Source organism: Klebsiella sp. 10982 (assembly GCF_048589245.1).
Classification (GTDB): Bacteria; Pseudomonadota; Gammaproteobacteria; order Enterobacterales; family Enterobacteriaceae; genus Klebsiella; species Klebsiella quasivariicola.
On the sequence record NZ_JBMAXV010000053.1, the window covers coordinates 1 to 25,392 of the forward strand.

The 25,392-nt window shown below is 55.3% G+C and carries 28 protein-coding genes, 1 other RNA gene and 1 pseudogene; 17 read left to right on the plus strand and 13 right to left on the minus strand.

Annotated features, from left to right (window positions below):
- Positions 1-18 precede the first annotated feature (18 nt).
- Complete coding sequence (gene tesB, locus ACKLKD_RS24880; RefSeq protein WP_080897001.1) at positions 19-882, minus strand: acyl-CoA thioesterase II; 864 nt, start codon at positions 880-882, stop codon at positions 19-21.
- Positions 883-1,098: 216 nt separating this feature from the next.
- On the opposite strand from tesB, the gene ACKLKD_RS24885 reads away from it, so the two are divergent.
- Positions 1,099-1,590 (plus strand): YbaY family lipoprotein, encoded by a 492-nt coding sequence (locus tag ACKLKD_RS24885; RefSeq protein WP_025710670.1) that lies wholly within the window; start codon positions 1,099-1,101, stop codon positions 1,588-1,590.
- A 37-nt stretch (positions 1,591-1,627) separates the two neighbouring features.
- On the opposite strand, the gene ACKLKD_RS24890 is transcribed toward ACKLKD_RS24885, so the two are convergent.
- Together ACKLKD_RS24890 and ACKLKD_RS24895 are read right to left on the minus strand one after the other, a co-directional pair.
- Positions 1,628-1,939 (minus strand): MGMT family protein, encoded by a 312-nt coding sequence (locus tag ACKLKD_RS24890; RefSeq protein ID WP_025710671.1) that lies wholly within the window; start codon positions 1,937-1,939, stop codon positions 1,628-1,630.
- Between the two features lie 67 nt (positions 1,940-2,006).
- Positions 2,007-2,414 carry a dTDP-glucose pyrophosphorylase gene (locus tag ACKLKD_RS24895; RefSeq protein WP_080897000.1) on the minus strand — a complete coding sequence of 136 codons (408 nt, stop codon included), beginning with the start codon at positions 2,412-2,414 and terminating at the stop codon, positions 2,007-2,009.
- Positions 2,415-2,656: 242 nt separating this feature from the next.
- Between ACKLKD_RS24895 and ffs the strand changes: the two genes are divergently transcribed.
- From ffs to ACKLKD_RS24910, 3 genes are all read left to right on the plus strand, one after another.
- Positions 2,657-2,753, plus strand: an RNA gene (gene ffs, locus ACKLKD_RS24900) — signal recognition particle sRNA small type.
- A 310-nt stretch (positions 2,754-3,063) separates the two neighbouring features.
- Entirely contained in the window at positions 3,064-3,321 is a 258-nt protein-coding gene (locus ACKLKD_RS24905; RefSeq protein WP_025710673.1) for a hypothetical protein, read from the plus strand.
- Complete coding sequence (locus ACKLKD_RS24910) at positions 3,318-3,533, plus strand: hypothetical protein (RefSeq protein WP_004129860.1); 216 nt, start codon at positions 3,318-3,320, stop codon at positions 3,531-3,533. The genes ACKLKD_RS24905 and ACKLKD_RS24910 overlap by 4 nt, the downstream gene beginning before the upstream one ends.
- A 134-nt stretch (positions 3,534-3,667) precedes the next feature.
- On the opposite strand, the gene ACKLKD_RS24915 is transcribed toward ACKLKD_RS24910, so the two are convergent.
- On the minus strand, positions 3,668-5,095 hold the full coding sequence (locus ACKLKD_RS24915) for a PLP-dependent aminotransferase family protein (protein ID WP_080896999.1): 1,428 nt from the start codon (positions 5,093-5,095) through the stop codon (positions 3,668-3,670).
- Between the two features lie 88 nt (positions 5,096-5,183).
- Here ACKLKD_RS24915 and ACKLKD_RS24920 point away from each other — a divergent pair, with 88 nt between their 5' ends.
- Positions 5,184-5,798 carry a YczE/YyaS/YitT family protein gene (locus ACKLKD_RS24920; protein ID WP_025710675.1) on the plus strand — a complete coding sequence of 205 codons (615 nt, stop codon included), beginning with the start codon at positions 5,184-5,186 and terminating at the stop codon, positions 5,796-5,798.
- A 44-nt stretch (positions 5,799-5,842) separates the two neighbouring features.
- On the opposite strand, the gene ACKLKD_RS24925 is transcribed toward ACKLKD_RS24920, so the two are convergent.
- Positions 5,843-6,673 (minus strand): nickel/cobalt efflux protein RcnA, encoded by an 831-nt coding sequence (locus tag ACKLKD_RS24925; protein WP_025710676.1) that lies wholly within the window; start codon positions 6,671-6,673, stop codon positions 5,843-5,845.
- Positions 6,674-6,837: 164 nt separating this feature from the next.
- On the opposite strand from ACKLKD_RS24925, the gene ACKLKD_RS24930 reads away from it, so the two are divergent.
- Positions 6,838-7,110, plus strand: a complete 273-nt coding sequence (locus tag ACKLKD_RS24930) for a metal/formaldehyde-sensitive transcriptional repressor (RefSeq protein WP_025710677.1) — start codon at positions 6,838-6,840, stop codon at positions 7,108-7,110.
- Positions 7,111-7,171: 61 nt separating this feature from the next.
- On the opposite strand, the gene ACKLKD_RS24935 is transcribed toward ACKLKD_RS24930, so the two are convergent.
- Together ACKLKD_RS24935 and ACKLKD_RS24940 are read right to left on the minus strand one after the other, a co-directional pair.
- Positions 7,172-8,731 carry an EAL domain-containing protein gene (locus tag ACKLKD_RS24935; RefSeq protein WP_025710678.1) on the minus strand — a complete coding sequence of 520 codons (1,560 nt, stop codon included), beginning with the start codon at positions 8,729-8,731 and terminating at the stop codon, positions 7,172-7,174.
- A 235-nt stretch (positions 8,732-8,966) separates the two neighbouring features.
- Positions 8,967-10,076 carry an ABC transporter ATP-binding protein gene (locus tag ACKLKD_RS24940; RefSeq protein WP_042929008.1) on the minus strand — a complete coding sequence of 370 codons (1,110 nt, stop codon included), beginning with the start codon at positions 10,074-10,076 and terminating at the stop codon, positions 8,967-8,969.
- Between the two features lie 356 nt (positions 10,077-10,432).
- On the opposite strand from ACKLKD_RS24940, the gene ACKLKD_RS24945 reads away from it, so the two are divergent.
- From ACKLKD_RS24945 to ACKLKD_RS24970, 6 genes are all read left to right on the plus strand, one after another.
- Positions 10,433-11,665 carry a maltodextrin ABC transporter substrate-binding protein gene (locus tag ACKLKD_RS24945; RefSeq protein ID WP_025710680.1) on the plus strand — a complete coding sequence of 411 codons (1,233 nt, stop codon included), beginning with the start codon at positions 10,433-10,435 and terminating at the stop codon, positions 11,663-11,665.
- A 62-nt stretch (positions 11,666-11,727) separates the two neighbouring features.
- Positions 11,728-13,035, plus strand: coding sequence for a carbohydrate ABC transporter permease (locus tag ACKLKD_RS24950; RefSeq protein WP_008805425.1), 1,308 nt, complete (start codon positions 11,728-11,730; stop codon positions 13,033-13,035).
- 10 nt (positions 13,036-13,045) lie between these two features.
- On the plus strand, positions 13,046-13,897 hold the full coding sequence (locus ACKLKD_RS24955) for a sugar ABC transporter permease (RefSeq protein ID WP_000079398.1): 852 nt from the start codon (positions 13,046-13,048) through the stop codon (positions 13,895-13,897).
- 4 nt (positions 13,898-13,901) lie between these two features.
- A complete protein-coding gene (locus ACKLKD_RS24960; RefSeq protein ID WP_025710681.1) occupies positions 13,902-15,104 on the plus strand; it encodes a glycoside hydrolase family 53 protein in 1,203 nt (400 codons plus the stop codon).
- Between the two features lie 30 nt (positions 15,105-15,134).
- Positions 15,135-17,192, plus strand: a complete 2,058-nt coding sequence (locus ACKLKD_RS24965) for a beta-galactosidase (protein ID WP_025710682.1) — start codon at positions 15,135-15,137, stop codon at positions 17,190-17,192.
- Between the two features lie 64 nt (positions 17,193-17,256).
- Positions 17,257-17,571 carry a glucose PTS transporter subunit EIIB gene (locus ACKLKD_RS24970; RefSeq protein ID WP_025710683.1) on the plus strand — a complete coding sequence of 105 codons (315 nt, stop codon included), beginning with the start codon at positions 17,257-17,259 and terminating at the stop codon, positions 17,569-17,571.
- 136 nt (positions 17,572-17,707) lie between these two features.
- Here the strand turns inward: ACKLKD_RS24970 and ACKLKD_RS24975 are convergent, their stop codons facing one another.
- A complete protein-coding gene (locus ACKLKD_RS24975) occupies positions 17,708-18,979 on the minus strand; it encodes a maltoporin (RefSeq protein ID WP_025710684.1) in 1,272 nt (423 codons plus the stop codon).
- Between the two features lie 270 nt (positions 18,980-19,249).
- Between ACKLKD_RS24975 and ACKLKD_RS24980 the strand changes: the two genes are divergently transcribed.
- The 3 genes from ACKLKD_RS24980 (at position 19,250) to ykgO (ending at position 20,840) form a co-directional block, all read left to right on the plus strand.
- Complete coding sequence (locus ACKLKD_RS24980; RefSeq protein WP_025710685.1) at positions 19,250-20,320, plus strand: LacI family DNA-binding transcriptional regulator; 1,071 nt, start codon at positions 19,250-19,252, stop codon at positions 20,318-20,320.
- 116 nt (positions 20,321-20,436) lie between these two features.
- Positions 20,437-20,700, plus strand: a complete 264-nt coding sequence (locus ACKLKD_RS24985; RefSeq protein WP_087806139.1) for a type B 50S ribosomal protein L31 — start codon at positions 20,437-20,439, stop codon at positions 20,698-20,700.
- A complete protein-coding gene (ykgO, locus tag ACKLKD_RS24990; RefSeq protein WP_025710687.1) occupies positions 20,700-20,840 on the plus strand; it encodes a type B 50S ribosomal protein L36 in 141 nt (46 codons plus the stop codon). The genes ACKLKD_RS24985 and ykgO overlap by 1 nt, the downstream gene beginning before the upstream one ends.
- Here ykgO and ACKLKD_RS24995 read toward each other — a convergent pair.
- Positions 20,837-21,535: a GNAT family N-acetyltransferase gene (locus ACKLKD_RS24995; protein ID WP_025710688.1), complete on the minus strand. Its 699-nt coding sequence runs from the start codon at positions 21,533-21,535 to the stop codon at positions 20,837-20,839. The two genes, ykgO and ACKLKD_RS24995, sit on opposite strands and share 4 nt — an antisense overlap.
- 100 nt (positions 21,536-21,635) lie before the next feature.
- Here ACKLKD_RS24995 and ACKLKD_RS25000 point away from each other — a divergent pair, with 100 nt between their 5' ends.
- Complete coding sequence (locus tag ACKLKD_RS25000) at positions 21,636-23,087, plus strand: PLP-dependent aminotransferase family protein (protein WP_087806137.1); 1,452 nt, start codon at positions 21,636-21,638, stop codon at positions 23,085-23,087.
- Here the strand turns inward: ACKLKD_RS25000 and ACKLKD_RS25005 are convergent.
- On the minus strand, positions 23,062-23,532 hold the full coding sequence (locus tag ACKLKD_RS25005) for a YlaC family protein (protein WP_025710690.1): 471 nt from the start codon (positions 23,530-23,532) through the stop codon (positions 23,062-23,064). The two genes, ACKLKD_RS25000 and ACKLKD_RS25005, sit on opposite strands and share 26 nt — an antisense overlap.
- Before the next feature lie 36 nt (positions 23,533-23,568).
- Here ACKLKD_RS25005 and ACKLKD_RS25010 point away from each other — a divergent pair.
- Positions 23,569-23,697 (plus strand): annotated as a pseudogene (locus ACKLKD_RS25010) (hypothetical protein); the annotation flags it as partial.
- Here the strand turns inward: ACKLKD_RS25010 and maa are convergent.
- The 3 genes from maa to tomB form a co-directional block, all read right to left on the minus strand.
- On the minus strand, positions 23,669-24,235 hold the full coding sequence (gene maa, locus ACKLKD_RS25015; protein ID WP_080924891.1) for a maltose O-acetyltransferase: 567 nt from the start codon (positions 24,233-24,235) through the stop codon (positions 23,669-23,671). The pseudogene ACKLKD_RS25010 and the gene maa overlap by 29 nt on opposite strands.
- A gap of 157 nt (positions 24,236-24,392) precedes the next feature.
- Positions 24,393-24,611, minus strand: a complete 219-nt coding sequence (locus ACKLKD_RS25020; protein ID WP_002892050.1) for an HHA domain-containing protein — start codon at positions 24,609-24,611, stop codon at positions 24,393-24,395.
- Between the two features lie 26 nt (positions 24,612-24,637).
- Entirely contained in the window at positions 24,638-25,012 is a 375-nt protein-coding gene (gene tomB, locus ACKLKD_RS25025; RefSeq protein WP_025710692.1) for an Hha toxicity modulator TomB, read from the minus strand.
- Positions 25,013-25,392 lie beyond the last annotated feature (380 nt).

Here is a 25,392-nt window from a genome sequence, read left to right on the forward strand (position 1 = left end):
CCGTCCGGGAGGCTTTTTTTATGCGTTGCGGTTGCGCATCACCCCTTCCTGGACCGTTGAGGCAACCAGTGTTCCATCCTGGGTGTAGAACTCGCCGCGTACGAAGCCACGGGCGCTGGAGGCTGAAGTGCTTTCGACACTGTACAGCAGCCATTCATTAATATTAAACGGCCGGTGGAACCACATCGAATGGTCGATAGTGGCGACCTGCATGCCGGGCTCGAGGAAACCGACGCCGTGCGGCTGCAGCGCCACCGGCAGAAAGTTAAAGTCCGAAGCATAGCCCAGCAGATACTGATGAATGCGCAGATCGTCGGGAACGGCGCCGTTGGCGCGCAGCCAGACCTGGCGCACCGGTTCGGCAATATGGCCTTTCATCGGGTTATGAAACTCCACCGGACGGATCTCCAGCGGTTTATCGCAGAGGAATTTGTCTTTCACCTGCGGCGGCAGGAGATGCGCCAGCTTGCGAGCGATGTCGGTTTCTGAAGGCAGACCGTCAGGTGAGGGGGTGGTCGGCATCGCTTTCTGATGCTCATAGCCATTCTCTGGCGCCTGGAAGGAGGCGGTCATATAGAAGATCGGCTTCCCGTTCTGGATAGCGGCGACCCGACGGGCGCTAAAACTGTTGCCGTCGCGCAGCACCTCCACATCGTAGACGATCGGCTTCTGGCTATCACCCGGGCGCAGAAAGTAGCTGTGAAACGAATGCACCAGCCGTTCAACGGGCACCGTCTCTTTTGCCGCATACAGCGCCTGACCGACTACCTGGCCGCCAAAAACCTGACGCAATCCCAGGTCTTCGCTCTGCCCGCGAAACAACCCTTCCTCAATTTTTTCCAGATCTAATAATGCCAGCAGGTTAGAGAGTGCCTGACTCATACTTATCCTCAATTAACAATGGCGGCGCAGTGCGCGTAATGTGGCCAAGTATAACCTGGAATCGCAAGTGGTCCGATGGGTGTAATAATCTGAATAACGCCCGGTTAACAGGAACAAATCTGAGATCTGTGCCACGCTTATTGACGACACGAAAGTTCCTGCCGGCGAAGCGGCGGAACATCCTCCTGGGTATTAAGGGATGATAAGGAGAACATCATGAAATTTGCCTATATGTTTAGTGCCTTAGCCGTTGCCGCGACGCTGACCGCCTGTGCTAATCACCACTCGACCAATTCTTCGACTCAGGCAGCCGCGCCCGACCCTTACGGCATCGCGACGCTGAGCGTAGCGCAGCAGCAGCCAAGCGTCACGGGGACGATTAATATCCGCCAGAGAATCGCTTTACCGCCGGATGCGGTACTGACGGTGACCCTGTCGGATGCTTCTCTGGCAGATGCGCCAGCCCGCGTGTTGTCGCAAAAAGCGGTGCGTACTGAAGGCAAACAGGCGCCATTTAACTTTGCGCTGCCTTACAACCCGGCAGACGTGCAACCGAACGCCCGTATTCTGCTGAGTGCCGCGATCACCGTTAACGGCCAGCTGATGTTTATTACCGATACCGTGCAGTCGGTGATAAATCAGGGGGGCACTCATGCCGACCTGACGCTGGTTCCGGTCCAGCAGACCGCCGTTCCTGTCGCGCAATAAGCTCGCTGAGCCCCCGGAAGGGGGCTTTTTTTTGTCTTCAGTAAACCCAGCGATAGCGCTGGAGATCGATATGGCCGCTGCCGGAAACCTGAACCCCTTCAGCCAGCAAGGCCTGACGCTGCCGCTGCAGGTCGGGCCCGGTGAGGGAGATATCGCCATGGCGATTGACGACGCGATGCCAGGGAAGGGTAGACCCTTCCGGCAGGCGCCTCAGTACGCCACCCACCTGACGCGCTGCGCGCGGTGAACCGGCCAGGCGGGCGACATCGCCGTAGGTCGTGACGTATCCTTCCGGTATCGACGCCACGATGTGCCAGACGCGTTGGGGAAATGTGTCGTGCTGATCCATGTTCTGTCCTGTTACCGGCAAAACGCCAGCATAAGCGCTGAGCCGCAGGCTGTACAGTCGGCAAGGGTCAGGCGGGCTGCTCGACGGTGAACGTCAGGGCTAGGCCGAGGATCTGCATGCCATGGACATTGTCAGACGGTGAACTGGCGATCAAACTCTCAAGAAATTTCAGGCGCTGCGAGGCGGCGTTAATGATGAGCTTCGCGCGCAGGCCCGGCATGGCCAGCGATGAGATGGGATACACCACCCGACCGCTGATATAGACCGGCAGCTTGCGCAGTTCGACCTGGCGCAGCACGCCGACGGTGGAATAGAGCAGCGACAGCGGCGTGACCGCCCTTACCGGCGCCTGGCTGAGGGTTGCGAAGTCGAGCATTTTTCCCGGGCGCAGATAGTTCACGCCCTGATAGGCGATGGTCATCCCTTCAATAGCGGGTAAAGGCAAAGTAATGGTCTGGGGTGATGAGTCAGTCATTCGAGTACCGTAGAGACAATGTGCTGATTATAAAAGAAGAGGTAAGGTGGCTAAGTATGGTGGATATCACGTCTTTAAGCTGAGGGCGCGCTCGCAATCTCACCGGTTAACTGTGAGTTGTTGGTTTTATTCGCGTTATTGCACAATAAACCAGCAGGCAGTCGGCGTGCGCTTGCAATTCACCAGGTCAGCAGGGATAATGCGCCAGCGCGTTGGGTAACCAACGCTCTCAATGGGGGCTCTGTTGGTTCTCCCGCAACGCTACTCTGTTTACCAGGTCAGGTCCGGAAGGAAGCAGCCAGAGCAGACGACGTGTGTGCCGGGATGTAGCTGGCAGGGCCCCCACCCATTTCAGCCTGCCTGTTATTTCCCTTATGTTTATCCGGTCTTTACGCCTGCTGTAATTAATTTCTGGTACAGATCACATATTATTTTTAGTTGTTAAAAAACTACCTTTTTATTCCATAATATTGACTTGTCATAAATCTGAAATACTACTGAAATATTAATGTCATGTCTGTGTCATAAATAAGGTGCATCTTATTGATGGGAATTTGTTGGCCGATCCATGCTATAAAATATATCTCTGGATCAGCATGTTAACTTCGTGTATTAATTATGATGATTTTATTGCACGGGAAGCGTAGCTATGACCACAGTGGTTTTGAATGTAAAAATTGACGCCGAGTTAAAAGAGAAGCTGCGTCATTATGCGGAAGTGAATAACGAGAACCTGGGTACGGCAACGGAAAAGCTGTTGCAGCTGGCTTTTCAGCTGGAGGCGTCAGCAGCTGAGGCGGGGGTAACGGAAGAAGACATTGACAGCCAGCATACCGAAGAGGAAGCGACGCCATTAACCCCTAAAGAAATCAAAGCATTAAGAAAACTTCTGAAGAAGAAAAAATGAAACAACAACTCTCTACAGCCAGCAACTATAGCGAAGCCTGCGATATGTTGCGCTCAGGATACGTAAAACATGTTCGCCTGAACTGGAATATCGGTAGTGATGAGTTCTTTCGCATTGCCTCCGACTGGTGTGACACCGGCGCTAAAATTAAAAAAGATGAAGATGGCTTTATTATTTCCCTGAAAGGGTTTCCTATTCCGCGCCAGCATTAATGAAATTGCCTTATTTCTATCATCGGGTTGCCATAACCAGAGGGCAGGATATCCCGGCAATTTTATAAAAACATCTCATATACCTCATGGATGACGGTCATTTGACGGGCTGAACCCAGCCCGTCGATATTTTGTTATATTATTTTCCGCAGACGCGTATTTTCCTTCTGCTCTGCAAGGCTTTGCCACAGCGGTTGTAGCGTGGAGAAGGCCTGGCGCAATGCTTCATCCGGCAGCGTAAACGGCAGCCGTAAATAGCGATCGAACGCCCCCTCCAGACCAAATCGCGTACCGGTACCGATATGGATCCCCTGGCTTTCCGCGCGCGCAGAGAACAGGGTGGCCAGCATGTCAGGGAGTTCCACCCAAAAAGAGAGCCCACCTTCCGGCGCCGCAAATCGCCAGCGGGGAAAATATTCCGCCATCAGCGTTTCGCACATGTCCCGGCGCGCCTTCAGCATCTCCCGACGCGGCGGCAGCAACGTTGCGGCATTGTCCAGCAACCAGCTGCAGGCCAGCTGCTCCAGCAGCGGTGTACCTAAATCCAGGGAATCACGGGCCTGAATAAGCGAGGCGATGGTTCGCGCACTGGCGCGGATCCAGCCGATGCGCAGTCCTCCCCAGAAACTTTTCCCGGCCGAACCAATGGTGATCACCGCGGCATCGGGATTAAAGCAGGCCAGCGGCGGGGGCGGGGGCGCGTTGTACCAAAGGTCGGCCATGGTCTCATCGATTACCAGCGTTGTTCGCGTCCTGGCGGCGATATCCGCGACCCGCTGGCGGGTGGGGGCATCCATACAGCGCCCGGTGGGATTGTGAAAATCCGGCATCAGCCATGCCAGACGCGGCGCGGTCTGCGCAATAGTCGCCGCCAATCCATCACAGTCCCATCCCTGCTGCGGGAGCGCGACGCCGATCGGGCGGCAGGAGGCACCCTGAATCGCGCTAATCGCCATGGGATAGGTTGGAGCGTCAATGACCACCCGGTCACCCGGGCCGGTAAACAGGCGCAGGATCAATGCGAAGGCGCTAAGGGCGCCGTTGACGACCATCACCTCATCGGGCCGCGTCGGTAGACCGCGTTCGCTATAGTGCCGGGCAATGGCCTCCCGCAGCACTGGCAATCCATGTTGATCGTAGCCAGTTTGCGTCAGATAGGACGGGAGCAGGGTCATGGCATGCTGGAAGGCCTGATGGACTTCCGGCCCGGCGCTGAGCGCGGCGGTAGAGAGATTAAGCGTAGATGAGATGCCGGTAGGCAGAGGAAGATCGGCGGGGCGTTCCGGCAAAACAATGCGTGACCCGCTCCCCTGACGGCTGTAGAGAAAACCCTCCTCCCGCAACTGGCCGAGCGCGCTGGCGATGGTGGTCCGGCTGACGTTCAGGGCCGTCGCCAGCTCGCGCTCGCCGGGCAGGCGCGTTTGCAGCGTCAGGCGACCATCAAGGATCAGCAGGCGGAGCGCTTCCGCCAGCTGGCGCCATAGCGGCGTGCGTGAGCTGGACTCCTGCCAGTTGCCGAGCAGGCGTACCAGGGATTGGGTTCCAAAGCGTCGGGCTGACATAGCGATCCACTTTTCCAAAACTGGCCATTAATTATCAGTCCATTTTTGCTGATGATGAAGGCATTCGCAATGATGTTGAGGAAAAAATATGCTTCGTCGCCTGCTGCAGTTATATATTGGTCTGGTGCTTTACGGCGTGTCCACGGCGCTCTTCGTGCATGCCAATCTTGGCGCCGATCCGTGGGATGTTTTCCATCTCGGGGTGGCAAAACAGCTGGGGATCAGTTTCGGTACGGTGATTATTCTCACCGGCGCGGCGGTGCTGCTACTGTGGATCCCAATCCGCCAGATGCCAGGGCTCGGCACGGTGAGTAACGTTATCGTGCTGGGACTGGCGGCGGACGCCACGCTGGCCGTCCTGCCGCCGCTGGAGTCGCTGGTAGCCCGCAGTACACTGCTGGTGGTGGCGATTGTGCTGAACGCTATCGCTACCGGGATGTATATTGGCGCGGGCTTTGGCCCCGGGCCGCGCGATGGCTTAATGACTGGCCTGCACGCTCGCACTGGTTGGTCACTGCGCGGTATCCGGACGGCGATCGAGCTCTCTGTGCTGGTGATTGGCTGGCTGCTGGGGGGCAAGTTTGGCGTCGGCACGGTGATTTACGCGTTGGCGATTGGCCCGCTGATCCAGCTGTGCCTGCCGTGGTTTAGCCGACCCGTCACTCGCAAAGCGGTCAGCACTCCCCAGCAAACCGTCTCCTGAATTAATGACTCGCCCTCTTCATCACGGAGAGGGCCTTTCATCGCTTACAGGCCGCTCAGGCCATGAAGCATCATGTAAATCCCCACCACGATGATCAGTAAGCCTGAGATCCAGGGCGCCTTGCGCGAGAGGTCGTTAAGCCACGGCCAGCGGCGGGTGGCATGTTTCAGGCTCAGGGCGGCGATGGCCCCGGAAGCGACCAGCGTCAGCGCCAGACCGACGCTAAAGCCCAGCACCAGCGTGGCGCCCAGCGAGAATTTCTTCAGCTGTAAACAGATAAGCAGCACGGTAATGGACGCCGGGCAGGGGATCAGCCCGCCAGTCAGGCCAAACAGTACGATCTGCCCGGTCGTCACCTGGCGGCCATCAAAGCGTCGATTGATCTCCTGCGCATGAGCCCGCTGATGTGCGTCCTGCCACTCTTCCGCCACCAGCGGCGCGGCGGATGAAGGCGCATGGTGATGGTCATGTTTATGGTGATGATGTTCATGTTCATGTTCATGAGCGTGCGGATGATGAGAGTGCGTATGGGGCTGCGATTCGCGCCAGGTGCGCCAGAGCATCCAGCAGGCAATCAGTACAATCGCTATCCCCGAGATCAGCTGAAACCACGGTTCAGAGGTCTGTGCGTTCCAGCCGCGGCCAAACCACAGGCCGGCCATAGCGATCAGCCAGACGACCGCCGTATGCGAAACCGTCGCCGCAAGCCCCAGCAGTATCGCCTGTTTTAACGTTCCTCGTACCGCCACGATAAAGGCGGCCATCATGGTTTTTGAATGGCCCGGTTCAAGGCCGTGCAGGGCACCGAGCAGTATCGCGCTGGGAATAAACAGCCAGGCATTGCCCTGCTGCAGAAGGGAAGTGAAATCGTTCATATCGGGATCCTTGCCAAAAGTGCCTTTATCCTACTCCCCCCCAGTAGTAAAATACTACCCCCCAGTAGAAAAAGCGGCTGACAAAAGGGATCATGCTATGCTGGCAGGCGTTACTGATGATGAAGGTCGGTAATCACGGACAGAATGAAACGGTGGATCGTGCAATGTCACATACAGTTCGACACAAAAAAATGTTACTGACCCGACTGAAAAAGATTCAGGGGCAGAGTACCGCGTTAGAGAAAATGCTCAATCGCGAGCATGAGTGCGCTGAGGTGCTACAGCAGCTGGCGGCGATCCGTGGCGCGGTCAACGGTATGATGCTGCAGGTTATTCAGGGGCATCTGACCGACCATGTGGTGAAAGAGCCTGAAGAGACACAGCGTGAAGCGGATCTGGAGACGGTGATGCAGGTCATTAAATCCTATCTGAAGTAGCGCCCAGGCACGGGCGGCGAAGTGGCTACACCCGCTGGCTTCTGCTTATTGCTCCTGTTGCTTACTGCACTTGGAGGTTATTTTCCGCCCACAGAATAAACTGCTCTTTTGGCAGTGCTTTGCTGTACAGCCATCCCTGGGCGTACTGGACGCCGTGCTGGCGCAGCCAGTCGCGCTGGCTTTCCGTTTCCACCCCTTCGGCAACGGTGGCCAGATTGAGCGCTTTGGCCATTTCAATAATATGCGGCGTCAGCGGCCGGTATTCGAGGGTATCGACAAAGGATTTATCGATTTTCAGCGTGTCGACGTCCAGCTCCTGCAGATAGCTCAGGCTGGAGTAGCCGGTGCCAAAGTCATCAATCGAAATGCGGTGGCCGGCCTGACGGTAGTGCGCGATCACCGGCAGGGTGCTCTCCGGGTTGACAAACCCGCGCTCGGTGATCTCAAGGATGATCTGTTCGGCGGCGATCCCCCAGTGCTGCAGCTGATCGTGTAACAACGTCGGCAGGGTGGGCGAGCGTAAATCATCCACCGACAGGTTGATGGAGATATGTATTTCCGGGCGCTGCTGCAGCCAGGGCCCCAGGTCGGTAAAAATTTTCCTGACGATATCTTCCGTCAGCTGCGTGATAAGCCCAGTCTGTTCGGCCAGAGGAATAAAAATATCTGGCGATAAAAAGGTGCCATCGGGTTGCTGCCAGCGGGCCAACGCTTCTGCGCCGGCAATTTTCCCGTCCTGCAACGAGATTATCGGCTGATAGTAAACCTGAATCGCTTCGGAGTTGAGTGCGTCCAGCATACTGTTGCGTGGTGAACGCAGGTGCCTGAGCAGGCGCAGCAGCAGCCAGGTGGCGAGCAGGCTGGTGAAGATGCCGGCAGGGAGCCAGAAGATCAGCTGCTGTCGAATGCGCTGCTGCAGCGGTAGGGTGGAAGACCAGGTCACGATGCCAGAGCCCAGCTCGGGAATGCGCTGGATCCGGTAGACCGTGTTATCCAGCGTGAGCATATCCACATGTGGATCTTTTATACGTTGCCAGACTTTCGCCGGCAGCGGTTGACTGCTGATCACCATTTTCATGTGGTCCAAACCAAACAGCATGGTATGGATCTTCTCTTCGCTGGCGGGAACCACATCGATAAAGGAGATGGGATCGATCATCACCATATGCTGTTGGCTGCCCATGGCCGTCATCTGATGATCGAGGCCAAGATCGTTAATTGAGGTCAGCCAGGTGCGATAGCCGTCGGGGGCAATGTGGTCCGGCGGTGGAAAGGTGACCGCGACGCTATGGTCTTCCAGGGAGGAGCATTGTGGTACGGAATCGCGTAGCCAGAGCACTTCCTGGATATAGCGGTGAGTGTAGGCAATGCGGCGGAGCGTAAGCAGATGTTCAGGGCTACAGGAGGCGGCGGTGTGTGCGTCGGCCTCTCGCAGCGCTTCCCGGGCCTGGTCAGCGACCTGCAGCGTCCGAACGACGATACGGTTGGAATAATCATCCAGTTCACGATAGAACTGCATTTTGGCCTGCCGCGCTGCCTGCCAGATGCTGAAGGAGATGGGCAGGATGATGGCCAGTATCAGCACCCCTGTAAACAGCGCTACCAGATGCCGGGTCCTCATGCCTGTATCCTTTTTATCTCGCGGGTTGCCATCAGTATATGCGAAAGATAAACCGGGCGCAGCGGGAGAAAGAATGCCGCTCAGGGAAAAAAGCCGGCATCACAAGTGCCTGCGATGCCGGGAGAGAAGGATGATTCCGATGCAGCAGAATAAAAATGAGGGTGTGAATGCCGGGCAGGGTGTATTCCGGCATTCAGTCACAGCATACGCTGCGCAGATGACAGCAATATGTTAGCTAGTGCGCATCCGGAGCCGTGATGTCGGCGCTGATGCGCAGATCGTTCTCATCAAACACCATGCAGAAGCGGTCGTCGAAGGCCAGATTAATCTTCTGCCACGGGCGGAAATGGACGTCGCCGGGCAGCAAAACCTTGACGTTATCGTGGCCGTAGCACTGACCAAACAGGTAAGTATTGTTACCCAGACGCTCCACCACTTCACACTGAAACTCCACCACCGTACCGGTAGTAACTTCCGGAGTGAGGTGTTCTGGCCGGATCCCCAACGTTACCGCGGCGCCGGGCTTCAGCGGTTGGGTGGCGATGTTCAGGGTCAGCTGATGGTCCTGCGCGAGGGTGACCGTTAGGCGTTCCGGCTGCCAGTCGCTGACGACGGCCGGCAAAAAGTTCATCTTTGGCGAGCCGATAAAGCCGGCGACGAATTTGTTGACCGGATTGTAATATAGCGCCATCGGCGAACCCATTTGTTCTACCTTTCCGTAGTTCATGACCACGATTTTATCGGCCAGGGTCATCGCTTCCACCTGATCGTGCGTGACATACACCATGGTGGTTTTCAGCTCCTGGTGCAGGCGGGCAATATGCAGGCGCATATCGACGCGCAGCTCCGCATCAAGGTTAGAGAGCGGCTCATCGAACATAAACACCCGGGGATTACGCACGATCGCGCGGCCAATGGCCACGCGCTGCCGCTGGCCGCCGGAGAGCTGCTTCGGTTTACGGTCCAGCAGGTGCGAGAGCTGCAGGGTTTTGGCCACCATTTCCACCTGGCGGCGGATCTCCTCCTTCGGCACCTTATTCACCTTCAGCCCGTAGCCCATATTCTCCGCCACGGTCATATGCGGATAGAGCGCATAGGACTGGAAGACCATTGCCACGCCACGGCGGGCGGGCACCACATCATTCATCACCTCATCGCCGATCAGCACTTCTCCTTCGCTGACCTCTTCCAGTCCGGCAATCATGCGCAGCAGCGTCGATTTTCCACAGCCGGAAGGGCCGACGAAGACCGCAAACTCGCCATCTTCAATATCGAGATTGACCTGGTGCAGCGTCACCGTGCTGCCGAACCTTTTGGTGACATTCCTCAGTCGTATATTGGACATCCACATTCCCCGGAGTGAGTAGCTGTTATTTGCCGTTGGTTTGTCACTATGTTGAGTGTGATTTGTATTACGTGTAACAAATCGGTGTGACGATGTTCAACAGCAGTAAAGTCATGGCCCGACTATAACTTCCGCGGATTTTGCGCCATACAGGGACGTTTCATTTCTGCAAGGATGATCACACAACTGGCAGCTTATGGTAGTTTTATCAACGATCAAAGCGTAGCGTATAACAAAAGCGAATCAGAACATGTTTTCCATGTAACACGGCAGTTTGAAATGATTTATTTTTCTAACTGACAGACGTAAGTCACATAAAAACCATTAAATTGTTATACCTTCACATGAGGTTGATAATGAAAAAGAACACGCTTGCTGCACTAATCCTTACCACCCTGGCGGCGGGGCAACTCACCAGCCTGCAGGCGCATGCCGCCGGCCAGCTCAACGTCTGGGAAGACATTAAGAAATCCGCGGGTATTAAAACCGCGGTCAGTGATTTTGAGAAGCAGTACAACGTGAAGGTCAATCTGCAGGAGATGCCTTATGCCCAGCAGCTGGAAAAGCTGCGCCTTGACGGGCCGGCGGGTATCGGGCCGGACGTGCTGGTGATCCCGAATGACCAGCTCGGCGGTGCCGTGGTTCAGGGACTTCTCTCACCGCTCAATGTCGATCAGGCGAAACAGGATGCCTTTACGCCAGCCTCCATCAATGCCTTCCGCATGGACAACGCGCTGTACGGGATCCCGAAGGCGGTGGAAACCCTGGTGCTTATTTACAACAAGGACCTGATCGACAAGCCGCTGGACAGCCTGCAGGCCTGGCTCGACTACTCGAAGACCCAGCGCGAACAGAACAAATACGGTCTGCTGGCCAAGTTTGATCAGATCTACTACAGCTGGGGAGCCATTGGCCCGATGGGCGGCTATATCTTCGCTAAAAACGACAGCGGCGGCTTTAATCCGCAGCAGGTGGGCCTCAATACCCCCGGCGCAGTGGAAGCCGTTACCTTCCTGAAAAAATTCTATGCCGAGCAGGCCTTCCCGGCGGGGATCCTCGGCGATAACGGGCTGAATGCCATCGATTCGCTGTTTACCGAGAAAAAAGCGGCGGCGGTAATCAACGGTCCCTGGGCCTTCCAGCCGTATGAAGCCGCAGGCATCAACTATGGCGTGGTGCCGCTACCAACTCTGCCGGACGGCAAGCCAATGAGCTCCTTCCTCGGCGTGAAGGGCTATGTGGTATCGACCTGGAGTAAAGACAAAGCGCTGGCGCAACAGTTTATCGAGTTCATCAACCAGCCGCAGTATGTGAAAGCCCGCTACATCGCAACCGGTGAAATTCCGCCGCTGAAGGCGATGATTGACGATCCGGTGATTAAAAACGACGAAAAGGCGAGCGCTGTCGCCGTACAGTCGGCGCGGGCAATGGCCATGCCGGGCATTCCGGAGATGGGCGAAGTGTGGGGGCCGGCCAACGCCGCGCTTGAACTGAGCCTTACCGGCAAGCAGGCGCCGCAGGCCGCGCTCGATAACGCGGTGAAACAGATCAAGATGCAGATCGAAGCAATGCAGGCCAGCAATCAGTAATTCACCGTCACGTGAAGTCACAGAGCGGGAGGGGGACCTCCCGTTTGTAGAAGGAGTCGAGTGTGAGCATCCATTCCAGCGAAAATTTTAGCGACGCGCGCGGGCCCGGGCGGCATGCGTGGTGCGGCCTGCTGCTGGCAATCGTGCCGGGTTTCGGTCAGTTTTATCATCGCCAGTGGCTGAAAGGGCTGGTCTTCCTGGTGCTGCTGAGCAGCTTTCTGGGTATTTTTTATGATTTCCTGCGCGAGGGGCTGTGGGGGCTATATACCCTGGGCGAGGAGGTACCGCGGGATAACTCTATCTTCCTGTTAGCCGAGGGGATTATCAGCGTACTGATCGTCGCCTTTGGCGTGCTGATCTATTTTCTCTCGCTGCGTGATGCGTGGCTCAACGGTAAAAAACGTGATGAGGGGATCGCCCTCAACAGCGTGCGTAAGCAGTACCAGATGCTGCTGAGCGACGGCTTTCCATACCTGATGATCACCCCGGGCTTTATTTTGCTGGTCTTTGTGGTGATCTTTCCGATTCTGTTTGGTTTCGCCATCGCTTTCACCAACTACAACCTCTACCACACGCCGCCAGCGAAGCTGGTTGACTGGGTGGGGCTGAAAAACTTCGTCAATATTTTTACCCTCTCCATCTGGCGCTCCACTTTCCTGGATGTGCTGCAGTGGACGGTGGTGTGGACACTGCTGGCGACCACCCTGCAGTGTACGGTGGGCGTGCTGTTGGCCATTCTGGTCAACCAAAAAGATCTGCGCTTTAAGCCGTTGATCCGCACCATCTTTATTTTGCCGTGGGCGGTGCCGGGGTTTGTCACCATCCTCGTCTTTGCCGGGATGTTCAACGACTCCTTCGGGGTCATCAACAACGCGATCCTGTCCTTCTTCGGCATCAGTCCTAAGGCATGGCTCACCGATCCGTTCTGGACTAAAACGGCGCTGATCATGATGCAGACCTGGCTTGGTTTCCCGTTTGTGTTTGCCATGACCACCGGCGTGTTACAGGCGATCCCGGACGATCTGTATGAAGCCGCAACGATGGACGGCGCCAGCGCCTTTACCCGCTTGCGTACCATTACTCTGCCGCTGGTGCTGTACGCGATCGCGCCGATCATCATCACCCAGTACACCTTCAACTTTAATAACTTCAACATCATTTACCTGTTCAACAACGGCGGTCCTGCGGTGGCGGGCTCTAACGCCGGCGGGACGGATATTCTGGTGTCGTGGATCTATAAGCTGACGATGTCCTCGTCGCAGTACGCCATCGCGGCGACCATCACGATCCTGCTGTCGATCTTTGTCGTCGGCCTGGCGCTGTGGCAGTTCCGCGCCACCAAATCCTTCAAAAATGACGACATGGCGTAAGGGAAGCAACATGGCTCAATCACCCAGTATTAAACGCGAAAAGTGGATCCGACTCTCTCTCACCTGGCTGGTGGTCATCCTGGTCTCGGTGGTGATTATCTATCCGCTGGTCTGGACGGTCGGGGCGTCGCTGAACGCCGGCAATAGCCTGCTCAGTACCTCAATCATTCCGGAAAATGTGTCGTTCCAGCATTATGCCGATCTGTTTAATGGCAATGTGAATTACCTCACCTGGTACTGGAACTCGATGAAAATCAGCTTCCTGACCATGGTGCTGACCCTGATTAGCGTCAGCTTTACCGCTTACGCCTTCTCCCGCTTCCGCTTTAAAGGGCGGCAGAACGGGCTGATGCTGTTCCTGCTGCTGCAGATGATCCCGCAGTTTTCTGCACTGATTGCGATCTTCGTCCTGTCGCAGCTGCTTGGCCTGATTAACAGCCATCTGGCGCTGGTGCTGATCTACGTCGGCGGGATGATCCCGATGAATACCTGGCTGATGAAGGGGTATCTCGATGCGATCCCCAAAGACCTGGATGAGTCCGCTCGCATGGACGGCGCCAGCAGCTTTCGCATCTTTATCGAGATCATCATGCCGTTGTCGAGGCCGATCCTCGCGGTGGTGGCGCTGTTCTCGTTCACTGGTCCGCTGGGGGATTTTATCCTCTCCAGCACCATCCTGCGTACCCCGGATAAATACACGCTGCCTATCGGTCTGTATAACCTGGTGGCGCAAAAAATGGGTGCCAGCTACACCACCTACGCGGCGGGGGCAGTGCTGATTGCCGTACCGGTGGCGATCCTCTATCTGGCGCTACAAAAATACTTCGTCTCCGGCCTGACCTCGGGCAGTACTAAAGGATAAGCACATGAAAAGATTCACACCCGCATGGCTTGCGGTTTGTCTGGCATGCAGTTTTTCCCTTCCTTCACTGGCCGCGGACGCGCTTGAAACCCGCGCGTTTCACGCCATGCCAGCGGACTTTATCAAAGGCGCGGATATCTCCACGCTGCTGGATGCGGAAAAACACGGGGCGACCTTTTACGACCAGAATAATCAGCGCAAGGATCCGATCGCCATTCTGAAAGAGAACGGCGTCAACTATGTCCGCCTCCGTCTGTGGGTTGATCCGCAATCGGCGAGCGGCGAGGACTATGGCGGCGGGAACAATGATCTGGCCACCACCCTGGCGCTGGCGAAGCGGGCGAAAGCCCAGGGGATGAAGCTGCTGCTTGATTTTCATTACAGCGATTTCTGGACCGATCCCGGCAAGCAGTTCAAGCCGAAAGCCTGGGAAAAGATGGATTACCCGCAGCTGAAAACGGCGATTCATGACTATACCCGCGATACTATCGCCCGCTTTAAGCAGGCGGGCGTGCTGCCGGATATGGTGCAGATTGGCAATGAAATCAACGGCGGCATCCTGTGGCCGGAAGGGAAAAGCTGGGGGCAGGGTGGCGGAGAATTCGACCGGCTGGCCGGCCTGCTGAACGCGGCTATCGATGGCCTGAAGGAGAACCTGCGCCACGGCGAGCAGGTGAAAATCATGCTGCATCTGGCCGAAGGGACCAAAAATGATACCTTCCGCTGGTGGTTTGATGAGATTGATAAACGCCATGTGCCGTATGACGTGATTGGGCTGTCGATGTACACCTACTGGAATGGCCCGATCAGCGCTCTGAAGGCCAATATGGATGACATTAGCAAACGCTATAACAAAGACGTTATCGTCGTCGAGGCGGCCTACGCCTATACCCTGGCCAACTGCGACAACGCGGAAAATAGTTTCCAGGCGAAAGAAGAAAAGGATGGGGGATATCCCGCCACCGTACAGGGGCAATATAACTATATTCACGATTTAATGCAGGCGGTGGTTGATGTGCCTGACCAGCGCGGTAAAGGTATTTTCTATTGGGAGCCTACATGGATTGCCGTTCCGGGAAATACCTGGGCCACGCCGGCGGGAATGAAATATATCCATGACGAGTGGAAAGAGGGCAATGCACGTGAAAATCAGGCGCTATTTGATTGTCAGGGAAAAGTATTGCCGTCGGTAAAAGTATTTAATTAATTTTTTGTCGTTCTTTTCAGGAAGTTTATTATGAATAAATTTGCACCTTTACATCCGAAGGTTAATACGCTGCTGCATGGCGCGGATTATAATCCGGAGCAATGGGAGAATGACCCCGATATTATTGATAAAGACATTGCCATGATGCAGCAGGCAAAATGCAATGTGATGTCGGTGGGAATATTTAGCTGGGCGAAACTTGAGCCACGCGAAGGGGTATTTGATTTCGCCTGGCTGGACACTATTCTGGATAAACTGTATGCCGCCGGTATACATGTTTTTCTGGCCACGCCGAGCGGCGCGCGTCCGGCGTGGATGTCGCAACGCTATCCGCAGGTTCTGCGGGTAGGGCGCGATCGGGTGCCGGCCCTGCACGGCGGCCGTCACAATCATTGTATGTCGTCGCCGGTCTATCGCGAGAAGACCCTGAAAATCAATAGCCTGCTCGCAGAACGTTACTCCTCACACCCGGCCGTGCTGGGTTGGCATATTTCCAACGAATATGGCGGTGAATGCCATTGCGATCTCTGCCAGAACCGTTTTCGCGACTGGCTGAAGGCGCGTTACCAGACCCTGGAGGATCTCAACCAGGCCTGGTGGAGTACCTTCTGGAGCCATACCTATACCGACTGGTCGCAGATTGAATCGCCTGCGCCGCAGGGCGAGGTGTCGATCCACGGTCTCAATCTTGACTGGCGCCGTTTTAACACCGCTCAGGTGACCGATTTTTGCCGCCATGAAATTGCCCCGCTGAAAGCGGCGAATGCCGCTCTGCCAGTGACCACCAATTTTATGGAATATTTCTACGATTACGACTACTGGCAGCTGGCGGAGGCGCTGGATTTCATCTCCTGGGACAGCTATCCGATGTGGCACCGCGATAAAGACGAAACCGCGCTGGCCTGCTACACCGCGATGTATCACGACATGATGCGCAGCCTGAAGGGTGGTAAGCCGTTTGTGCTGATGGAGTCCACACCGGGCGCCACCAACTGGCAGCCGACCAGCAAACTGAAGAAGCCGGGAATGCATATTCTCTCCTCGCTGCAGGCGGTAGCGCATGGTGCCGACTCGGTGCAGTATTTCCAGTGGCGGAAGAGTCGCGGGTCAGTAGAGAAATTTCACGGCGCGGTGGTCGACCACGTTGGGCACATTGATACCCGCATTGGCCGTGAAGTCTGCCAGCTGGGCGAGATCCTCAGTAAGCTGCCGGAGGTGAGGGGCTGTCGCACCGAGGCGAAAGTAGCGATTATCTTCGACCAGCAGAACCGCTGGGCGCTGGATGATGCCCAGGGGCCACGCAATCTTGGGATGGAATATGAGAAGACGGTCAACGAGCACTACCGCCCGTTCTGGGAGCAGGGCATCGCCGTCGATGTGATTGACGCCGATGTTGATTTAACGCCGTACCAGTTAGTGATTGCCCCGATGTTATATATGGTGCGCGACGGCTTTGCCGGGCGGGCAGAGGCGTTTGTCGCCAGCGGCGGCCACCTGGTGACCACCTACTGGACCGGCATCGTCAATGAGTCCGATCTCTGCTATCTCGGCGGCTTCCCGGGCCCGCTGCGCAATCTGCTGGGGATCTGGGCGGAAGAGATCGACTGCCTCAATGACGGCGAGTTTAATCTGGTGCAGGGGCTTGCCGGGAATCAGTGCGGTCTGCAGGGCCCTTATCAGGTGCGCCATCTCTGCGAACTGATCCATACCGAGAGCGCCCAGGCGCTGGCCACCTACCGGGATGATTTTTATGCCGGACGGCCGGCGGTGACGGTGAACGAGTTCGGGAAAGGCAAAGCCTGGCATGTGGCCTCCCGCAACGATTTAGCCTTCCAGCGCGATTTCTTTAGCGCCCTGAGCAAGGAGCTGGCCCTGCCGCGGGCGATAGCGACGGAGTTACCACCCGGCGTGGTGGCCACTGCGCGCACTGACGGTGACAACGCATTTATCTTCCTGCAGAACTACAGCGCCCAAAGCCATACCCTGACTCTGCCGCAAGGGTATTGGGATTGCCTGACCGACGCGGCGGTGTCGGCTCCGCTGAGCCTGTCAGCATGGGATTGTCGTATTCTCCGTCGTCACGCGTAATTTCTTCTTTTCCACGCCTGCTCTGACGAGCAGGCTTTTTTTTATCTTAAACCTGGAGTTTATTATGGTGAGTTTAAAATCCTTCCTGCACTATTTCTCTCCTGCGCGTCCGGCACAGCCATTAAGCGAGGCGGAAAAACAGCAAATTGAGGCGCTTATTCAGGCCTTTGGTGGCGAAGCGAATATTACGCAAGTGGATGCCTGTATTACGCGTCTGCGCGTGACGGTTCGTCATCTTGCAGACGTAGATACGGACGCATTACAGCAGCAGGGGGCGCTGGGCGTTATTATTCTTGGTCAGCAGGTGCATGCTATTTTCGGTAAACAGTCCGATGCGCTGCGTCAATTACTGGATGAGCATTTTGCTACCCGGAAATAAATAAAAAGGGATAACCTGAAAACAGGTTATCCCGAAAATAAGACAAAGACAGCAGTGGCAATAAACTTTACCGGAAGATAATTAACAGTCTTACAGCAGGAGATAAAAATAACGTATTAGTCATAGCCGCGCGCGATTACCACCAGGCCTCGACCTGCACGCCGAAATTCCAGGTATTATTCGCCGTCTGGTCTTCAAACGGTTTACCATCCTCGGAATCATTCAAGTATGAAGCAAAAATGCGTAATTCCGGACGTGACATAAAGTCTGGCCCGTCCGCCAGGCCCAGCGCAATGGTGTATTTCTCACCCGCCTGTTTGTAGCTGGTGCCATTGTTGTAGCTGTCTTTCTGATAGAAACCGCCAACTTCGCCAATCAGGCGCACATAGTCGGTGAACTGATATTGTCCGCGCGCGACCAGCGACAGCATCCGCGTTTTGTCGGTATAGTCGGTAATGTCATCCGCTGAGCCCCAGGTCAGGACATGGTTGATGGAGAACTTCTCAGTAATGGGGATCAAGCCAGTGTTAATCACACGGTAACCGGTGGCGTCGTTCACGTAGTTCCACATATCGTACCAGCCGCCGCCCTGGGAGACCATGTTCTGCGCCAGGCCTTTGTTGGCGTACTGCAGCACGGTTTTGTTATAGCCGCCCAGCATATCCTGACTGATTTCACCGGTCAGCATGACGCCGTTGTCAGCATCGTACAGTCCGCCGTAGCTATCCTGTTTTTTCGTGGTGTTTGGCATCGCGTAGTCGATACCGAATTCGGTCCACGAGCCCGCCCACGGCTTCCAGCCCGCGTAGCGTAAATCGATATAGTTAATATTGACGTTGCTGTCGCCATCGACGCGATAGTCAACATCGTTGGCATCGCCGCGGATCCAGGCCAGCGAGACGGCGCCCGGGCCGAGGGTGTAGTTTTCCACCCCGGCCCCGGAGCCGGATATGTTCCAGTATTTGGTATCGATGATATGCAGATCGTGGCGCTGGTAGTAACGTTTACCCCCCCAGATCACCGCATTTGGATCGCCCGGGATCAGCCCTTTGATCTGCAGGTTCAGCTGACGTAAGCCGAACTGTGCATCATCGTTCAGCGTGGTTTCATTATCGTTAGAGCCGTCGGAGACCATGCTGACCATACTGTCGAGATAGAAGCTGACGTCATCTTTCTTGTAGACCTCAGAGCCCAGCTCCAGCTCGCCATAGGTATCCGACTCGTTCCCCAAACGGCCCAGCTTATTTTTTTGCCATTCCGCTTCGCTACCATCGCCGGAGACCCCAACCCCGGCGCGCATATAGCCATGGAAATCGATCGTCGGGATCGCGGCGGAAGCCGCAAATGCGGAAGGGGCGATTAGCGCAGCGGCTAACGCGACTGAAAGGGCGCGCAGTGTCGTATTCATCTCTATCCTCTTATTGTTTTGTATTACGTTCACATAACTGATGTCATAAAATGCCTAAATGTAACTTGAGGCAAATGAGATATGATTATTGTGTGACTAACTGCAAATAATCACACTGGTTTTTGTTGCGATGGGTGAGATGATTCACAATTCACTGTATTGTGAACGTAATACTTTTATAGATGTTTTTTTGCAATGAGAAGTGGCGGTGAGCGTTTTTTCAAATGGCCCCTGTTACAATCATGAGATAACAACATAAGGAACCGGACCATGAAGTCTAAAAGCGCTACTCTGGAAGACGTTGCCCGTCATGCAGGCGTCTCTTACCAGACCGTGTCCAGGGTACTCAATAAATCTGCCAATGTATCCGAAGCGACGCGTCGCAAGGTGGAGAAATCGATAGAGGCCTTACGCTATGTGCCAAACCGGCTGGCGCAGCAGCTGGTGGGAAAGGAGAGTCAGACGGTCGGTCTGGTGACTATTTCGCTGGCCTGGCATGCGCCTTCCCAGGTGGCGGCGGCGGTAAAACGCTATGCCAATCTGGAAGGTTACCAGGTACTGATTTCGATGATCGATGAGAGCGTCAACCAAAGTATCCAGGATTCTATCAATGAGCTGAAATCTCAGCGGGTGGACAAGGTCATTATCAACGTGCCGCTGGAGACTGAACAGGCGCAGAAAATCGCCGCTGACAATGATGATATCGTCTGCCTTTTTCTCGATGTCGATCCCTACAGCTCCGTGTTTAACGTTTCGTTTAACCCGGCGGACGGTACCCGGGCCAGCGTCAAATATCTCTATGAGATGGGGCATCGGGAGATCGCGTTGCTGGCGGGGCCGGACAGCTCGGTGTCGGCCAAGCTCCGGCTAAAAAGCTGGCTGGAAACCCTTGATGGCTACGGCCTGAAGCCAGTGACTATTCTGCATGGCAACTGGGATGCGCAAAGCGGCTATGCTGGTGCACTGCAGATGCTGCGCGAAACGCCCAATTTCAGCGCCGTGCTGGTAGGTAATGATCAGATGGCGCTGGGGGTGCTCAGCGCCTTCCATCAGCATCAGGTGGCGGTGCCGGGTGAGAAGTCCGTTATTGGCTATGACGATACCTACGAAAGCTCGTTTTTCTATCCGGCACTGAGTACGGTGTCGCTGGATCTCGATCTGCAGGGGAAGGAGGCTGTGCGGCGGATCCTCGCCAGTACCAGCGGCGCGTCGCATACCTCATCCATCCTGCCGGCACGCCTGGTGATACGCCATTCCAGCGGTGCCCGAGTCGAGGAGGGAAAAGATCTGCAGGCTATCGCGGAACAGCTCCGCGCCATCGCCCACCGTCTGGCACCCTAACGCCAAAGGCGGGGAAACTCGCCTTTTCACCCTTACCCTTAAATTAAGCAGGGTTGATCTTTGTCACAGCACGGCGTAACCTTGTTGTTATGTTATAACGTAATGAAGAGGTCATCATGAAAGCCCATATTCATCCTCCCTATCGTACGGTGGTGTTTCACGACACCAGCGCGAATGAGTATTTTAAAGTCGGATCAACTATTCGCACCGATCGCGTGATTGAGCTCGATGGCGAAACATTTCCGTATGTGACGATCGACGTCTCCTCGACATCGCATCCCTACTACACGGGCAAACAAAAAACGTTCGCCAGTGAAGGCAGTGCAGCCCGTTTCCGCCAGCGTTTCAGCGGCTTTATTGATGCCAAAAGGAAAGCATGATGCAGGTCGTCAACTCATTACGCCGCGCCAAACAGCGCCACCCTGATTGCCAGCTGGTCAAGCGCAAAGGGCGGCTGTATGTGATCTGTAAGAGTAACCCCCGCTTCAAAGCGGTACAGGGGCGTAAAAAACGTCGTTAACGGAAACTCTCCAGGGGACGGCGCTGCTGGCCGTCGGCGGTAAAATTGTCGACGGCCAGCCATTGCCGCATGGCGTTATCCAGCTGCGGCCATTCGCCGTCTATTACCGAAAACCAGTCCGTGTCCCGGTTGTGTCCTTTGCTCACCAGCGCCTGGCGAAAACGTCCTTCGTACTGAAACCCCAGCCGCCTTGCCGCCCGGGCTGAGGGGATATTAAGACTGTTGCATTTCCATTCATAGCGCCGGTAGCCAAGCGTGTCGAAGACATACTGCATCAACAGCCAGTGCGCTTCGGTCGCCATGGCGGTCCGACTTAATAACGGCGAAAAATGCACATGCCCCACCTCGACCACGCCGTGGGCGGCATCGATACGCATTAACGCCAGCGAGCCGATCGCTTTCCCGTGTTGTTGGTCAACGACGGCAAAATGGATCGGATCCGCCAGCGTGGCCACCTGCGTTACCCAGGCACTAAATTCAGCGAGACTGCTCTCTGGCTCACGCAGCAGCCAGGTCCAGCTGCGGGCGTCAGGCGCCAGCTGGTGGGCCGCAAACAGATCGCTGGCATGGGCGGGGGTCAGTGGTTCCAGGCGGCAGCGGCTACCCTGCAATACCTGTCGTGACGGCCAGGGGCGCGGTTGCCAGTCAGGCAGTGCGGCGCCGAGCGCCTGTCCAAACTGATTGTATTCACACATTACGGTTTCCTCATCAGGGATTTGCTGGCAGCGTACGCGCTAGCTGGTTCCATAAAAAGAGCCATTAGAGTATGTTTTTATGGGGCCACGAGGAGGCGAAATGAATATACCGGACGAGGCATTTTTTGCGTTGCTGGCGCAGGGGTTACGGCAGCGTGAGGATGAAACTCTGCAGCGTGCGCTGTACCACACATTGCGCAATGCCATCCTGCAGGGAACGCTGGCGGCCTGCTGCCGTTTGCCCGGCTCGCGGGTTATTGCCGGACATCTGCAGCTGTCGCGCAATACGGTCAATGCCGCACTGGAGCAGCTGGCGCTGGAAGGTTATCTGACGCGGAGCCGTCAGGGGACGCAGGTGGTACCGCTCGCCGCCTGCCGCGAAGAGTCGATGAAGGTGCCGCCCGTCGTGCTGCCTGAGCGGCTGCAGGGGCTGCCAGCCGCAATGCGCCGCGACTCTCCGACGCTGCTGTTTACCCCTGGCATGCCGGCGGTGAACTATTTCCCGTTGCCGCTATGGCGGCGGCTGATGGATAACGTCTTACGCGACGAGGGTAGCGCGCTGCTGGGCTATGGCGAGGCGGCAGGCGACCCCCTGCTGCGGGAGGCTATCGCTCGCCATCTGGCGCTCTCCCGGGGGATCCGCTGTGATATTCGGCAAATTGTCATTACCGAGGGGGCGCTGGAAGGCGTTAATTTATGTACTTCACTGCTGACCAGCCCGGGCGATAGCGTATGGGTGGAAGAGCCGGGTTATATGGGGGCCAGGAGTGTCTTCCTGCGGGCGGGGCTGCGGGTCAGCGGGATGGCCGTCGATGATGAAGGGATGCAAATAGCAGACAGCGTCGCGGAGCCGCCCCGGCTGATCTTCACCTCTCCCTCTCATCAGTATCCCCTCGGGAGCGTCATGAGCGCTGCGCGACGTCTGGCGCTGGTGGAGTATGCCCGCCTGCACGGGGCATGGATTGTGGAAGATGACTATGACAGCGAGTTTCGCCATAGCGGAGAACCGATCCCGGCGATGTTGGGGATGGTCCCTGACGCTCCGGTGGTGTATCTCGGCACCTTCAGCAAAACGCTTTTTCCGGCGCTGCGTATTGGCTTCATGGTCATGCCGTCCGCGCTGGCGGATGCTGCTCAGGCGGTAATCGGCGCACTGCTGCGTGGCGGACACCGTACCGAACAGCGCGCGCTGGCCAGGTTTATTGAGAAGGGGCACTATGCGCGCCATCTGGCGGCCATGCGCCGTTTGTACCGCAAACGTCAACAACAGCTGCGCGAAGCGCTGGCGCAAGAGATCACCGTGCCGTGTGAGGTTCTCGGCGGAGGAGGAGGGATGCATCTGACGGTCGCTATGGAGGGCGTCAATGACCGAATGCTGGCGCAGCAGGCGCGGCAGTTTCAACTGGCGCCTGCCGCGTTAAGTCATTTCTATCTCGACCCGCAGCGAGCGCGGAGCGGACTGGTGCTTGGGTATGGCAATACCTCTGCTTCTCGCTATCTCCTGGCGCTACGGACGCTAAATCGCCTTATTGCGCAGCACCGGCGCGGGTGAGGGTAAAGACATCGTAGAAGGAGAGCTCGCCTTTGGTGGCGACCATTTTTTTGAGCTGCGCCTTCTGCTCGCTATCGACGTCCGGCGACTGAAGAATGCGATCGATCAGCTGTCGGGGGACAAAGCGGGTGTTGTACCATTCCCCGTTGTAGCACACGCGAAAATCGAGGACATCGATATCCTCATAACGATAGCGAGGATAGACGTCAAAGAAGAAAAAGGCGTTGAACAGGATGAACAGCACCACCAGCAACCACACCGAGTCTACCAGCGTTTCAGAGCGTAGCATGACCACCAGCGTCGCCAGAAACGCGGCATACATGGCAACAAACAGCCCGGGATGGTTGCGGATAAAACTGATACTAAAACGCGGGCGATTATCGCGTTTTTCCTGAACGTTGAGTTCGTCAATGGTGTGAGTCAGCAGGCGTTGTATTTCTGTCATCTTGGTCCCCGAATTCTGCCATGAGCCAACAACGAGCGCCCGGCGGACCGGGCATAGCAGGCTCAGCCTGAAGGCTATTTTATGTTGCAATATTCCGGGGTGAAAGTAACAGATCGGTTACAGAAAAGCATAACAGTTACGTATTTGGCTGCGGAAGCCGCTTGATGATCTGCGCCGGATTACCGCCAACGACAGCAAAGGCCGGAACATCTTTGGTGACGACCGCGCCGGAGGCGATAACCGCATTGTCGCCAATGGTTACCCCGGGGTTAATCACCGCCCGGCCGCCGATCCACACGTTATGACCAATGGTGACGGGCTTACCGTATTCCTGACCACTGTTACGAGCATCGGCATCGAAGGGGTGGGTGGCGGTATAAATATGGACTCCCGGCGCCAGCATACAGTTATCTCCAATGTGGATGGGACAGACGTCCAGCATCACGCAGTCGAAATTGGCGTAAAAATGGGAACCGAGAAAGATATTGTAGCCGTAATCGCAGCGAAAGCTCGGCTCGATATATGCATCGCCGGCGCGACCGAACAATTCGGCCAGAATATACTGACGCTCTTGCTGTGCATCCGGAGAAGAATGATTATAACGATGCAGCAGATGTCTGGCCCGCAGACGATCGGCGCAGAGGGTAGGGTCGCCAGATAAATAGAGCTCACCAGCGATCATTTTGCGTTTTTCTTCACTCATGGAATTTCCTTATACCTGATTCTTTATCACCATAGCAGTATAAAAAAGAAACCGGTTACAGGCTCGCTGTAAAAGGAAAGATGTGAGTACTATCACAAAGATACCCTGCAGATGCGGGGATTGTCACCTCGACAATAGACCTCGCTCTGCACAACAATTAACGGATAAATTTCCAGACCGACGTCGGGATCTTATCGTAGAGCTTATTCATCGTCAGTTCAGCCAGACGATGATCGGCTGCTGAGTAAAATACCGCCAGTTCATTATCAGACAGTTCATATTTATTTTTTTCGATGACGCGCTCCAGCGTGTCAATTGTCTGGCAACGGCGTAAGCGCATCAAATAGTCTGTTTTAGTTAATGGCTTATCAGACATAATTCCACCTTTTGATTGTAATAATTCTAACACGAAAGACTGGCCGGGTTTTCCCGGCTGGCGTTGACAAAGCAACGAAATAGTCGATTACCGGATTTTTTCCACTTCTGCAAATCCGAGGAGTTAATGCCGTAGTTACTGAACAATGTGAAAGTATCGTCCAGATATTCGTCAACTTGATCGATCAGTTTATTATCCTCGGCATACTTAATTTTATAATTAAGCGCGAACGTGGCAATGTGCTCGATCAATTCATTTAACTGAAGATTGACAGCCGATGTCGGGTCGTTAACCCACCCATGGTTGCTCTCTTCCAGGTTTGCAAGACAGTCATGATACAGCGTTTCGCAGAGAAAGCGTAGCTGTGCTATATCATGTCTTTTTGGCGAGTATTCGTCCATAACGCATCCCCTTTTGAGTGGTTTAAACGACGACTAACAAACACCGTTGTGGGATGAACACGACTAACTGACCTGGCACTAACTGAGTAATCCTGCTGATTTAACTATAATCCACTCTCCAAAAGATTTCATCGTGCTATTACGAAAAATTACAATTATCAGGGAGAAATTATCTTAAAAATAGACGAATTAATTTCCTCGATTTCGGTACCAGACCTGAAAAATAGAGAAGTCTTATCAATCATTGGCTTAAGGCTGGCAGCTGTCGCGTTCAGAAACCGCCGACCACTGACAATGATATTAGGATTATTCCTGGTAAAAGTACGTATGTTGAACCTGAATGCTGAGCAATCTGATAAAAACAGCCTGGAACATATGTA